This is a genomic window from Stenotrophomonas pictorum JCM 9942, assembly GCF_001431585.1.
Classification (GTDB): Bacteria; Pseudomonadota; Gammaproteobacteria; order Xanthomonadales; family Xanthomonadaceae; genus Stenotrophomonas; species Stenotrophomonas pictorum.
In genome coordinates this window covers 1-12793 of the sequence record NZ_LLXS01000030.1, presented here as the reverse complement: position 1 = coordinate 12793, position 12793 = coordinate 1, and the positions used below count along the sequence as shown (strand labels likewise).

Below are 12793 nucleotides of genomic sequence, written 5' to 3'. Positions count from 1 at the left end.
GCGTGACGTTGGGCCCTGCCCTGTATGTCTACGCGAATGCCCCAGTTTACCGCAATGCGACGGCCAACCCGGCACGGGTAGTCGCATTGCACCAGGAGACTCCAAAGTGAGCGATAAGGTTTTACACGTCGGCGATGCCGACTTCGACACCGCCGTCCTGCAATCCGGCGAACCGGTCCTGGTGGATTTCTGGGCTGAATGGTGCGGCCCGTGCAAGATGATTTCCCCGGTTCTGGACGAGCTCGCTGATGCCTACGACGGCAAGCTGAAGATCGCCAAGGTCAACGTGGACGAGAACCGCGCCACTGCGGTGAAGTATCACGTGCGCTCGATCCCGATGCTGCTGCTGTTCAAGGATGGCCAGATCCAGGCCACCCAGATCGGTGCGGTCGGCAAAGGCCAGCTGAGCCAGATGATCGACAAGGCCCTGGCCTGATCAAGCGGCAAGGTCCGGCGGCTGTCCGCCGCCGGCCCCTCCGGGCCTGCCATATGCCGGCCCAACAAGGTTTCCCGGCATCTTGCACCGCCACACTGGGCGGTGTTAGTGTCGCGACATCCGGCAGCATTCGCTTGCCGCACCCTCCGGTCGGGTTCTAGCCCGGACCCTTCCCAACCAGTTCGCCGCCCCGCAGGGCGCTCGCACATCCAAGCGAGAGGAATCAAGCACTTGTCCGAGAACACTCCTTCCGAAACCGGGAGCACCGACGCGCCCGTCGAGAAGCGCGTGCGCAAGCCGCGCGTTGCCAAGACCGTCGAAGCCAGCGACACCAGCGCTCCGGCAGCCTCCGCACCGGCCCAGCCGGCATTGCCCTTGCCCGCCGCACCGCCGGCTCAGGCTCAGGCTCAGGCTCAGGCTCAGGCTCAGGCCAGCGAATCATCCGCACCGGCCACCGGCTCTGGCAGCCATGAGGGACAGGCTGCTGCATCCAGCGGTCCGCAGGACGATGGCGGCGAGCCGCGCAACAGCGATGGCCAGCAGCGCCAGGGCCAGCACAATGCGCAGGGTCAGGGTCAGGGCAACCGCCGTGACCGCTTCCGCAACCGTCGCGACCGTGACCGCAACCGCCCACGCGATGACAGCGGCATGTCCGGTGACGGCGGCAATGAGGTCTACGTGCCCCGCTCGATGCCGAGCGTGCCGGAAGGCTTCCCGGTCTATTCGCTGAGCGATCTCAAGCGCATGCCGGCGCACAAGCTGCTGGAAGTGGCCGAGCAGCTGCAGATTTCCGAAGGCGTGGCCCGTGCCCGCAAGCAGGACGTGATCTTCGCGCTGCTGAAGGTGCTGACCCGTCACGGTGAAGGCGTTGCCGCCGATGGGGTGCTGGAAATCCTGCCCGACGGCTTCGGCTTCCTGCGTGCGGCCGAGGCCAGCTACCTGGCCGGTCCGGACGATACTTACATCTCGCCCAGCCAGATCCGCCGCTTCAACCTGCGCACCGGCGACCATATCTCCGGCCGCATCCGTTTTCCGAAAGATGGCGAACGCTACTTCGCGCTGAACATCGTGGACACCATCAACGGTGAGCCGATCGAAGCCTCGAAGAACAAGGTGCTGTTCGAGAACCTGACCCCGCTGTTCCCGCGCAAGCGCTTCACCCTGGAGCGTGGCAACGGTTCCTCGGAAGACATCACCGGCCGCATCCTCGATCTGATGGCGCCGCAGGGCAAGGGCCAGCGTGCGCTGATCGTTTCACCGCCCAAAGCCGGCAAGACGATGCTGATGCAGCAGGTGGCCACAGCCATCACCACCAACCACCCCGAAGTCCACATGATCGTGCTGCTGGTGGATGAGCGTCCGGAAGAAGTGACCGAGATGCAGCGCACGGTGCGCGGCGAAGTGGTTTCCTCGACCTTCGACGAACCGGCCGCGCGCCACGTGCAGGTTGCCGAAATGGTGATCGAGCGCGCCAAGCGCCTGGTCGAGCACAAGAAGGACGTGGTGATCCTGCTGGACTCGATCACCCGTCTGGCGCGTGCCTACAACAACGTCGTGCCCAGCTCCGGCAAGGTGCTGACCGGCGGTGTCGACGCCAACGCCCTGCACCGCCCGAAGCGTTTCTTCGGCGCGGCGCGCAACGTCGAGGAAGGCGGTTCGCTGACCATCATCGCCACCGCGCTGGTGGAAACCGGCTCGAAGATGGACGAGGTGATCTACGAGGAGTTCAAGGGCACCGGCAACAGCGAAGTGCACCTGAACCGCCGTATCGCCGAAAAGCGCGTGTACCCGGCCATCGACATCAACCGTTCCGGCACCCGCCGCGAAGACCTGCTGATCGAACCGGAGCTGCTGCAGAAGATCTGGATCCTGCGCAAGCTGCTGCACCCGATGGACGAGATCGCGGCGATGGAATTCCTGTTGGACAAGATGAAGAACACCAAGTCCAACGACGAGTTCTTCGGCTCGATGAAACGCTGATTCCTTCACCGGGATCGCGACTGAAAAGCCCCGCGAAAGCGGGGCTTTTCATTTGCCCGCGTGACGCGGGCGCCAGCTGATGCGGGTACCCCCCGCTGCAGGGAGTACCCCGGACAGTACCGGATCGTGCAATCAACCGCCGTGCAGTGGCGTCAGCAACCGCGGCCCCTTGGCATCGGCCATGTAGACGCCACCTTCGGGCAGCGTATCGGGCGAGAAGTGGGCTTCCTGCGCAGCATCACGCCATGGCGCGGATTCGCGCGGACCGGCCACGTAGCTGTTCCACCGCCCGTACCCGTCATGCTCACGGGGCACCGTTCCCGTGCTCAGCCGGTAACTCACCGGCACGCGGATGTTCCAATACGGCTGCGATGCGGTTTCTCCCGTGGTCGGGGTACGGAACGTCCATCGCCTGGCCGCTGCCACCGCATTGCGCGCAAACAGCTCCCGGAAACGCCGCTGCTCGGCAGCGCTGCTGAGGAAGCCAAGATTCACCTGCTCGGCAAACGCATCCTCCACCTGGCCATTGCGCCCGACCCTGACCAGCAGGTAGACATCACCGGATGCGCCGGTACGCCACGCCTGCTCCGGATAGCGGGGTGGCGGCATGTCCAGACTGGCGACATTCTGCGGATCTTCGGAATCGAAGCGCTGGAAATTCAACCCCCGCAGCGCGACTTCAAAACTGTCGCCCTCCCCTTTGCGGGCAATAACACGCAGGCTCATCGGCGCGATGGCCTTGACCACGGCGCCCTCCACCACGATCGGCTCGAAGCGCCACTGCAGTGCCGCCTCGCGTACCAGCGTCACTACCCCGCGGGGCAGTTTCTCTTCACGATGCAGCGTTACCGCCGAGACCGTTCCATCGGTTTCGATCTGCACTTCTCCCCGCACCAGCATGCTGCTTTCCACTTGCTCGCGCACAGCGGCCGGCCCGTAACCCGCCGCCGTGGCCACCAGCGGCGTCGCCAGCAGCACGACACCGGCCAATCCCATCGCCCGGAACCAGTTCTTCATCACCACACTCCCTTGAGGTTGCTGTGCGCCGATTACAGCCCGGATAGTTAGCCGCGGCAACTAGGCGATCCGCAGCGCACGCGGATACGGCGGCGTATCGGGAAACTCCCCGCGCCTGAAACGCGCCTGCAGCCCCTGCCACCAGGCCGGATCGAACAGGTCGCGGTGCGTTTCAGCAACCAGCTCCTGCAGCGCCTTGGGCAAGCCCATGAACAGCGGAAAACGCTCCGGGAACACATCATTGGCGGCGACATGGAACCACGGTTCGCTGGCCAGGGCCTCCTCGTGATTGCGCGGCGCCGGCCAGGCGCGGAAGTTGCAGTCGGTGACCAGGCACAGCTCGTCGTAGTCGTAGAACACCGCACGGCCATGGCGCGATACGCCGAAGTTCTTCAGCAGCATGTCGCCGGGGAAGATGTTGTTGCAGGCCATGTCACGGATCGCCTGTGCGTAATCCAGCGCGGCCGCGCGCGCCGCATCGGCCCCCTGCTCGCGCAGATACAGATTCAACGGGCGGAACCGGCGTTGCACATAGCAAAGCGCAATCTCCACCTCGTCGCCATCGATGTGCACGCTCTGGCTGCACTCATCCACCAGCTCCTGCAACAACGCCGGTGCGAAACGCTGTCGCGGGAAGCGCAGATGGCGATATGGCTGCGCGTCCAGCAGACGGCCGATGCGGTCCAGGTTGAACACCAGCGCGTACTTGTCCTCCACATCCTGCCGGCTCATGGTCTTGGGCCAGGCGAAACGGTCGCGGATCAGCTTGAACACCAGCGGATAACTAGGCAGCGTGAACACCGACATGACCATGCCCGGCGTGCCTTCGGCATGCACCAGCAGCTCGTTGTGGTGTTGCTGGAAGTGGCTGAAGAAGGTGCGATAGCGCTCGGTTTTGCCCTGCTTGGCCCGACCCAGCACGGTGTAGATCTCATCCACCGGTTTGCCCGGCAGGATGCTGCGCAGGAACACCACCGCGTCAGCCACGGTGGGCAGATCGGCCTGGAAGTAGCTGCGCGAAACCCCGAACAGATGCGCCACATCACGCCGCCGGCTCAGCACCGCCTCCACGCGGATACCGTCGTCCTCATTGACCAGGGCAATCACACACGGCGAGAAACGGTGCTCGCCAAACACCCGACCGACCAGATAGGCACGGCGCTCGCGGTAGAACACGGTTTCCAGCAGCTCGATCGCACGCACCGGATGGGCGCCCCAATGGGCTAGATCGTCCTGCAACCGCACCGCGATGGCGGCCGCACAGCGCAGTTGATGACGGTAGGGAACATCAAAGGCGTAGTCGCCCAGCAGCCGCGAGAACGCCTCGGCCGGGCGGTTTTCCGACACCGCATACACATGCCGCGCCACCGGATGGGTGATCGCATCGGAGGGCTCGATATCCAGCGCCATGAACTCGATGCTGTCCTCCACCCCGCGGGTTGCGAACAAGCGCCGGGTCAGGGTGTTGTAGAAGGTCTTGTACAACTCGCCGTCGATACGGGTATCGATCAATGCGGCAAAGCCGGTCTTCACCTCTGCCCACAGCGCGTGCGAGGGCGCCGCACCCAGCTGCAGCCCGTCCAGTTGCTGTCGACAGCGCGCGATGCATTGATCGTACAGCGCGATACGCTCCACCGCGTCGCGCTGCGCGCCGGCCCAGTCGCACACCTGGAAGCGCTCGCGCGCGCGGCGCGTCACCTGCGCAAACCCCGAGTGGTAGTCCTCGAATCCACGCACGATGCACGCGGCCAGCCGCTGCGCCTGCCCGTGCTGGTCGGCAGATGCACTCATCCCTGCGGCCACCGTTGAGGCAAGGCGGCGGTGCAACCGTGGAAACAGCAGAACCTGTTCATGCGCATGCTTATCCAGTCCCGTGCTGCGACCATACGCCAACACGCCGGCACGAGCCCAGTCCCGCGAAATTCCATGCACCGGCGCACCGCGCCACGCATGAAAAAGGCCCGCATCGTGCGATGCAGGCCTTCTGCTTCCGATGGCCCGCGCTGTGCGCGCAGGCCCAGGTCCCTCAGCCCTTCAGTGTCGCCAGAGCGGCATTGAAGGTTGCGCTTGGACGCATTGACGGGCCGGCCTTGGCCAGATCCGGGCGGTAGTAGCCGCCGATGTCCACGGCCTTGCCCTGCACGGCGACCAGCTCGTCGACGATCTTCTGCTCGTTGCCGGCCAGCGCCTCGGCCAGCGGGGCGAACTTCGCCTTCAGTGCGGCGTCGTCATTCTGCGCTGCCAGCGCCTGCGCCCAGTACATGGCCAGGTAGAAGTGGCTGCCACGGTTGTCGATGGTGCCCAGCTTGCGGCCCGGCGAGCGGTCGTTGTCGAGGAACTTGCCGTTGGCCTGGTCCAGTGCCTTGGCCAGCACCGCGGCGGCCGGGTTGTCGTAGCGCTGGGCCAGATGCTCCAGCGAGGCGGCCAGGGCCAGGAACTCGCCCAGCGAATCCCAGCGCAGGTAATCCTCTTCAACGAACTGCTGCACGTGCTTCGGGGCCGAACCACCGGCACCGGTCTCGAACAGGCCGCCACCGGCCATCAGCGGCACGATGGACAACATCTTGGCGCTGGTGCCCAGCTCCAGGATCGGGAACAGGTCGGTGAGGTAGTCGCGCAGCACGTTGCCGGTCACCGAGATGGTGTCCTGGCCCTTGCGGATGCGCTCCAGCGACAACGCCGTGGCGGCCACCGGGTCGAGGATGCGGATATCCAGCCCGCTGGTGTCGTGGTCCTTCAGGTACTGCTCGACCTTGGCGATGACCTGCGCATCGTGGGCACGGTTGGCGTCGAGCCAGAACACGGCCGGGGTATTGCTCAAGCGGGCGCGGGACACAGCCAGCTTCACCCAGTCCTGGATCGGCGCGTCCTTGGTCTGGCACATGCGCCAGATGTCGCCGGCTTCCACGGCGTGCTCGAACACCACCTTGCCGGCCTCGTCGGTGACCTTGACTACGCCATCGGCGGCGATCTGGAAGGTCTTGTCGTGCGAGCCGTATTCCTCGGCCTTCTGCGCCATCAGGCCGACGTTCGGCACCGAGCCCATGGTGGCCGGATCGAACGCGCCATGCGCCTTGCAGTCCTCGATCACGGCCTGATACACACCGGCGTAGCAGCGGTCAGGGATCACCGCCTTGGTGTCCTGCAGCTTGCCTTCGGCGTTCCACATCTTGCCCGAGTCACGGATCATTGCCGGCATCGAGGCGTCGACGATCACGTCCGACGGCACGTGCAGGTTGGTGATGCCCTTGTCGGAATTGACCATGGCCACGGCCGGACGCTTGGCGTACTCGGCGGCGATGTCGGCCTTGATCGCATCCCGGGTGGCTTCAGGAAGCTGCGGCAGGCGCGCATACAGATCGCCGATGCCGTTGTTGGCATCAAAGCCCACTTCCTTCAATGCGGCGGCGTGCTTGGCCAGCACGTCCTTGTAGAACTCCTCGACCACCACACCGAACATGATCGGGTCGGAGACCTTCATCATCGTCGCCTTCAGGTGCAGCGAGAACAGCACGCCCTGCGCCTTGGCATCGCCCACCTGCGCATCGATGAAGCTGGCCAGCGCGCGGCGCGACATCACCGCGGCGTCTACGATCTCGCCGGCCTTGACCGCGGTCTTTTCCTTCAGCACGACGGTCTTGCCGTCGTTCTGGACCAGCTCGATCTTCAGGCTGCCGGCGCTGGCGATGGTGGCCGACTTCTCACTGCCGTAGAAATCACCGCCGTCCATGTGCGCCACGTGCGATTTGGAATCGGCCGACCACACGCCCATGCGGTGCGGATGCTTGCGGGCATAGTTCTTCACCGACAGCGGCGCGCGACGGTCGGAATTGCCTTCGCGCAGCACCGGATTGACCGCACTGCCCTTGACCTTGTCGTAGCGCGCCTGGATGTCGCGCGAGACCTCGTCGGTGGGCGCGTCCGGGTAGTTCGGCAGCACGTAGCCCTGGTCCTGCAGTTCCTTGATCGCGGCCTTGAGCTGCGGCACCGAGGCGGACACGTTCGGCAGCTTGATGATGTTGGCTTCCGGCTTCGTCGCCAGTGCGCCCAGTTCGGCCAGATCGTCGCCGATCTTCTGCTCGTCCTTCAGGAAATCCGGGAACTGCGACAGGATGCGGCCGGACAGGGAGATGTCACGGGTCTCGACGGTGATACCGGCAGTGGCGGTAAAGGCATCGACGATCGGCAGCAGCGACTGGGTCGCAAGGAAGGGCGCTTCGTCGGTGAGCGTGTAGATGATCTTCGGCGTATTCGACATGGGGGCAGGAACTCTCTTGCTGACGGAGGCAGAACGTGGATTGGCACAGGCGATGGAGGCAAGACGCAGGGATCGGCACAGAGGCCAGCCGCGATGTCACCTCGACGCGCACCAAGTGGAAAACACTCCGCATTGTCGCGGTTTAAGCCGGTCCCGGCAAAATTGCGCCATACGCGAAGGTAGGGCCTGGAACTCCCGGGGGCCGGCGCCTGCGCGCAGCCCTTGCGCCGTCTCGCCCGATGCCGCGGCACGGATTGCCGGTCACAATTGCAACCGTTGCGTCTGACCCGGGGACAGCACCGGCCACTGCGCAGCCACCGGGCCGTCCATAAAAAAGGGCGCGGCCCGTTGGCAGCGCCCATGCGATTCCACGACCGGGAGAGAGTCGGCGTGGAACGGCTTTCCTTACTTCACTTCGAATTGCTGTGGCATGCCAACCGGCTTGCCGTCGACCATGACTTCGGCGGTGTACTTGCCAGCCGGCCACGGGCTCGCCTTGCTGAATTCCAGATTGGTCGTGCCGGTATCGGTGGTGTTGAGCACGGCGCTCTGCTCACCGGCGACCTGGCCATCCTGGTACATCAGCTTGGCCGCCAGATTCACGTTGCTGGCGGTCCCGCTGGTCTTCACCGAGACGATGATCTTGTCGGTAGGGGCGAGCATCGCCATCGGCGCCACCGACATGTCCGCCGCCGCGGTATTGCCCACGGTCACCGAGGTCACGCTGACCGCAGGCGCCGCCGGAGGCGGTGCCGGTTCGGCCATCGGCGCCGGCGCGGGGGCCGGTTCCGGCGTCATGACGGTTTCTTCTTTCTTCTTGCAACCGGCCAGTGCCGCAGCACCCACCACGGCCATCATCAGGACACTGCTCAGTGACGTCTTCTTCATCGGATCGGCTCCAGAAAAACCAGGGGAATAGACCACGGTAGAGCGCCGGATCAGCGCTGGGGCGGCGGGATCTTCAACACCTGCCCCGGGAAAATCTTGTCCGGGTCGTCCAGCACATCGCTGTTGGCTTCAAAGATCTGCTTCCAGGCATTGGCATCGCCCAGCAGGTTTTTGGCGATCCGGGAAAGGCTGTCGCCCTTCTGCACGGTGTACTGCTGTTCGCCAACGCGCTGTTCGGTGCTGCCCACCGTTCCAGTCACATCGGAGAAGTCGGCCTTGGGCGCGCTCTGCTCCGTACTGCTGACCGTGGCGGTGACATCGGAAAAATCGGCCTTTTTCTCGGTACCCATCCAAGTCACTCCTTCGCAACTGGAGGCCACCATTGCACGCTGCCCGTTAAGGTTTCATCGTGCGGGTGTAAAAACCGGCGGTGCTGACGGAGCGATTATTGACGGGCATCGCGGAACGCGTTTTCAGCGGACAGGCCGTCGCCGGCGCTGGTCCGTCGCGGGTTGATATCCAGGCCGCCGCGACGGGTATAGCGCGCTTCGACGTGCAACGCCTGGGGAGCGCAGCGGTGCATCAGGCCGAGGAAAATGCGTTCCACACACTGTTCGTGGAATTCGGCATGGTCACGGTAGCTGACCAGATAACGCAGCAGCCCTTCGCGATCGATACGCGGACCACGGTAGCGGATGCTGAGGCTGGCCCAGTCCGGCTGGCCGGTCACCGGGCAATTGGACTTGAGCAGCGCCGAAGTGAGCGTCTCTTCGACAATGCACTCGGCATCGGCCAGCAGCAAAGACTCGTCCGGCGGGCCGTAGCGGTCGATGGCCACGTCCAGATGATCGACACTTTGCCCCGGTGCTTCGGCAACCGGCGGCAGTCCGAACTCGACCCGCACATCGGCGCCGGCGCAGCTCGACAGATCGGTAGTGATGCGTTCACGCAGGGATTCGGCGCTGTTGAAGCGGGCGCTGTTGAGCGAGTTCAGATACAGCTTGAGCGATTTGGACTCGATCAGATTCGGCGAGGTGGCCGGCACCCACAGCGTGGCGGTGGCCACGCAGGGCTTGCCGCGCGCATCCAGCCAGCCCAGTTCATATACATGCCAGCGGTCTTCGCCGATAAACGGCAGGGCCGGGCCGTGCAGACCGATCTGGCCACGCGCGGCGGCACGCGGGATCGGGAACAACAGGCTGGCGTCATACCGGGTGGGGTAGTCGACCTCGCGGCCGAGACTGGAATTTTCAGGGGTATTCATGGGCGGAATTGTAGGGGCTGGCGCTTGACCGGCCGCTATATGACGCCCCGGGCGCAGACCCAACGGGCTTCTCCGGCGCCGGCTCGAACGCAGCGCCCCCTGCCCCGGCGCGCCGCCAGCACAGCAAGGCGCGCCGCGTGCTGCCGGATCAGCGGCGGCCGGTGCCGCCGTGGAGGTAGTCCAGCGAGACCTGCAGCAACGCGCGCAGGCCCACGTCCAGCGCCTTCTCGTCGAGCAGGAACTTCGGCGAGTGGTTGCTGGGTGCGGTGGCCGGGTCGATGCCGGCACCGGTGGAACCGACAAAGAAGAACATCGCCGGCACCTGTTGGGCATACAGCGAGAAGTCCTCTGAGCCCATCTGCAGTGGCGGTTCGTAGACGTTGTCCTTGCCCACCACCGCCTGCAGGCTGGGCAGCATGCGTGCGGTCAGTGCCGGGTCGTTGACCGTGGCCGGGTTGCCGTCGTTCTCATAGATGTCGGTGACGGCGGTGGCGCCGTGCGCGGCGGCGGTGTGTTCGGCGACATTGCGCAGGTCGGCGAAGATCTGCTTGCGCATGTCCGGATCGAAAGTGCGGATGGTGCCGACCATTTCCACCGAATCGGGAATGATGTTGTAGCGGATGCCGCCCTTGATCGCGCCGAAGGTGAGCACGGCCGGCTGCCTGGAGAGGTTGGCGCGGCGGCTGACGATGGTCTGCGCGGTGCCGATCAGATCGGAGGCGGCGACGATGGGGTCAATGCCGTTCCATGGTGCCGAACCATGCGTCTGGCGGCCATTGACGGTGATGCCGAAGCGGTCGGAGGCGGCCATCAGCGGGCCACCGCGCACCGCGATCTGGCCCGCCTGCACGCTGGAGAACACATGCAGGCCGAATACCGCCTCCGGCTTGAAGTCCTTGAACAGGCCCTCCTTCAGCATCAGGTCGGCCCCACCCTGCTCGGGCGGCGGTGCGCCTTCCTCGGCCGGCTGGAAGATCAGCATCACTTCACCGGGCAGCGTGTCGCGCATCGCCACCAGCGCATCGGCCACACCGAGCAGGGTCGCGGTGTGGGCGTCATGGCCACAGGCGTGCATCACCCCGACCTGCTCGCCGCGGTACTCGGCGGTGGCCTTGGAGGCGAACGGCAGGCCGGTCTGCTCGGTGACCGGCAACGCGTCCATATCGGCGCGCAGGGCGATCTTCGGGCCCGGCAGGCCGCCCTTGATGATGGCGACGACACCATGCACGGCCACCCCGGTCTTGGGGGTCAGGCCCATCGCCCGCAGGCGCTCGGCGACCTTGGCCGCGGTACGCACTTCGCGATTGGACAGTTCCGGATGGGCATGGAAGTCGCGCCGCCAGTCCACCACCTGCCGCTGCAGCCGCGCGGCGGCAGCAGCCACTTCCGGACGCTGGGCGTCCCGGGCCTGCGCCACCAGCGGTGACAGGGCGCACAGCAGTGCGGACAGCAGTACGGTCTTGCGGGCCATCGACGCTTCCCCTTGCACAATCCTCGAAGACCGGAATGTAGGTCAAAAATCCGCTGCACACGAGCGTCAACCAAGCCCGCGCTGGAACGTTCACCCTGTACGCAGGTCTGTACACGTAGCCCATCGGTCATGGGTCCACCCGCCGGTACGGACGTTATCCTCTCCGGCTTGCCCGCTGTCCTCCCCCACCGGTTCCTCAGGAGTTTTTGCATGTCGCGTTTCTGGAAGATCGTGCTGCTGGTCATTGCAGTGCTGCTGGTGGCCGGTATCGGCTACCGGATGATGGGAGGAGGCAAGCAGCCCGCCGCCGGGCAGGCGATGGGCATGCGCGGTGGCAACGGCGGTGGCCGCGACAGCGCACCGGTGCCGGTCACCGCGGTGACCGCCGAGCGCAAGGACGTGCCGGTGTATGTGACCGCGCAGGGCACGGTGAGCGCCTACAACACCGTCACCGTCAGCCCGCAGGTGGGCGGCGAGCTGCTGAGCGTCAACTTCCGCGAAGGCCAGCCGGTGAAAAAGGGCGAGCTGCTGGCGCAGATCGATCCGCGCACCTTCCAGGCCCAGTACGATCAGGCCCTGGCCAGCAAACGCCAGAACCAGGCCCTGCTGGCCACCGCACAGTCCAACTACGAGCGTTCCAGCTCGCCCGAGTATCGCCAGTTTGTCGCCCAGACCGACCTGACCACGCTGCGCAACCAGGTGGCCCAGTACCAGGCCGCGGTCGCCGCCGCGCAGGCCTCGGCCGACCAGGCCAAGGTGCAGCTGGACTACACCCGCATCACCTCGCCGATCAGCGGTGTCACCGGCATCCGCGCGGTGGATCCGGGCAACGTGGTCAGTGCCGGCAGCGCCATCGTCACCGTCACCCAGCTGCAGCCGGCCTATGTGCTGTTCAACCTGCCCGAGCAGCAGCTCGACGCGGTGCGCAGCGCGCAGGCCAACGGCCCGTTGTCGACCGCCACGCTCGACCGCGAGGGCAGCGCGGTGGTCAACGCCGACGGCACGTTGCAGGTGGTGGACAACCAGATCAGCGCCAGCAGCGGCACGTTCCGCCTGCGCGCGCAATTCCCTAACGCCGATGGCACGCTGTGGCCGGGCCAGTTCGTCAACGTGCGCATGCAGCTGGGCGAGCTGCCCGGCGCGGTGGTGGTGCCGGCCGAAGCCGTGCAGCGCAGCAGCACCGGTGATTTCGTCTATCTGATCAAGCCCGACAACACCGTCACCCTGCGCCCGGTCGTACAGGGTGGCCAGGTCGATGACAGCCACGTGGTGATCAGCGAGGGGCTGCAGCCCGGCGACAAGGTGGTGACCGAAGGCCAGTTCCGCCTGAAGGAAGGCAGCAAGGTCAACGCGCTGGCCCCGGGCCAGGCGCCGCCGGCGCCGACCGAGGAACAGCTCAAGGCCGCCAGCCAGAAGGGCGGCCGTGGTGGACGGGGTGGCCCGCCGCGCTGACGCGCCGGCCGCCACCCGCCCTCCCTC

General features: G+C 65.7%; 10 protein-coding genes. 3 read left to right on the top strand and 7 right to left on the bottom strand.

Annotated features, from left to right (window positions below):
• The first annotated feature begins 106 nt into the window (after positions 1–106).
• Entirely contained in the window at positions 107–436 is a 330-nt protein-coding gene (trxA, locus tag ARC78_RS10490) for a thioredoxin TrxA (RefSeq protein ID WP_057506258.1), read from the top strand.
• 231 nt (positions 437–667) lie between these two features.
• On the top strand, positions 668–2416 hold the full coding sequence (gene rho / locus ARC78_RS10485) for a transcription termination factor Rho (protein ID WP_057506257.1): 1749 nt from the start codon (positions 668–670) through the stop codon (positions 2414–2416).
• A 132-nt stretch (positions 2417–2548) separates the two neighbouring features.
• On the opposite strand, the gene ARC78_RS10480 is transcribed toward rho, so the two are convergent.
• The 7 genes from ARC78_RS10480 to ARC78_RS10450 all read right to left on the bottom strand — a co-directional run bounded on the left by ARC78_RS10480 (position 2549) and on the right by ARC78_RS10450 (position 11314).
• Positions 2549–3433, bottom strand: a complete 885-nt coding sequence (locus tag ARC78_RS10480) for an energy transducer TonB (RefSeq protein WP_241772723.1) — start codon at positions 3431–3433, stop codon at positions 2549–2551.
• A 60-nt stretch (positions 3434–3493) separates the two neighbouring features.
• The gene (gene aceK, locus ARC78_RS10475) at positions 3494–5224 is read right to left on the bottom strand and encodes a bifunctional isocitrate dehydrogenase kinase/phosphatase (RefSeq protein ID WP_057506256.1); all 1731 of its coding nucleotides are present in this window, start codon (positions 5222–5224) and stop codon (positions 3494–3496) included.
• 235 nt (positions 5225–5459) lie between these two features.
• Positions 5460–7691, bottom strand: coding sequence for an NADP-dependent isocitrate dehydrogenase (locus ARC78_RS10470; RefSeq protein WP_057506255.1), 2232 nt, complete (start codon positions 7689–7691; stop codon positions 5460–5462).
• Positions 7692–8096: 405 nt separating this feature from the next.
• The gene (locus ARC78_RS10465; protein ID WP_054658577.1) at positions 8097–8579 is read right to left on the bottom strand and encodes a hypothetical protein; all 483 of its coding nucleotides are present in this window, start codon (positions 8577–8579) and stop codon (positions 8097–8099) included.
• Positions 8580–8629: 50 nt separating this feature from the next.
• A complete protein-coding gene (locus tag ARC78_RS10460) occupies positions 8630–8929 on the bottom strand; it encodes a LysM peptidoglycan-binding domain-containing protein (protein WP_054658575.1) in 300 nt (99 codons plus the stop codon).
• A gap of 95 nt (positions 8930–9024) precedes the next feature.
• A complete protein-coding gene (gene queF / locus ARC78_RS10455) occupies positions 9025–9843 on the bottom strand; it encodes an NADPH-dependent 7-cyano-7-deazaguanine reductase QueF (RefSeq protein WP_054658573.1) in 819 nt (272 codons plus the stop codon).
• Between the two features lie 148 nt (positions 9844–9991).
• Positions 9992–11314, bottom strand: a complete 1323-nt coding sequence (locus tag ARC78_RS10450) for an amidohydrolase (protein WP_057506254.1) — start codon at positions 11312–11314, stop codon at positions 9992–9994.
• A gap of 210 nt (positions 11315–11524) precedes the next feature.
• Here ARC78_RS10450 and ARC78_RS10445 point away from each other — a divergent pair, with 210 nt between their 5' ends.
• Positions 11525–12766, top strand: a complete 1242-nt coding sequence (locus ARC78_RS10445) for an efflux RND transporter periplasmic adaptor subunit (protein ID WP_057506253.1) — start codon at positions 11525–11527, stop codon at positions 12764–12766.
• The last annotated feature ends 27 nt before the right edge of the window (positions 12767–12793 follow it).